The sequence below is a fragment of the Mycobacterium sp. ZZG genome, assembly GCF_054786995.1.
Genome location: NZ_JBTBFV010000196.1, coordinates 1 through 594, shown reverse-complemented (window position 1 = coordinate 594; position 594 = coordinate 1). Strand labels below are relative to the sequence as shown.

Annotated in this window: 1 protein-coding gene; it reads left to right on the top strand. The window is 64.6% G+C overall.

The window, feature by feature from the left end:
- Nucleotides 1-574, top strand: a 574-nt coding sequence (locus tag ACXMYJ_RS29325; protein ID WP_460359577.1) for an IS1634 family transposase, incomplete at its 5' end; no start/stop codon positions are given.
- Nucleotides 575-594 lie beyond the last annotated feature (20 nt).

Here is a 594-nt window from a genome sequence, read left to right as displayed (position 1 = left end):
CACCAAGTCCTGGCGGGCGGTGTGGGCGTACTCGACCAAACGCGCGGTGCGCGACACCAAGACGCTCAACCTGCAGGAGAACAAGGCCCGCGCGGTCGTCGCCGGCGAGAAAGCCGCGCGGGTACCGCGGTTCATCAAGAACTGCAACGGTTCCCAAGAATTTGACGAGGCGTCGTTGCAGCGCGCCCGCCGCTTGGTCGGGCTCAAGGGCTACGTCACCAACATCGACGCCGCACTGATGCCCGCGACCGAAGTGATCGCCAGCTACCACGACCTCTGGCACGTCGAGGCGTCCTTCCGGATGTCCAAATCCGACCTCGCTGCCCGGCCCATGTTCGCCCGCACCCGCGACGCCATCGAAGCCCACCTGACCATCGTGTTCACCGCCCTGGCCGTCAGCCGCGAAGTCCAGACCCGCACCGGCCTGTCACTGCGCCGATTCCTACGCACCCTCAAACCCCTGCGATCAGCCACCATCGACCTCAACGGCGTCATCGCCACCTACCCGCCAGCCCTAAACACCGAGGTCAACGCAATCCTCAACGCACTGAACGCCGAGAATTCAAGGCACTAAGCCAAATGACCCAACTCGGG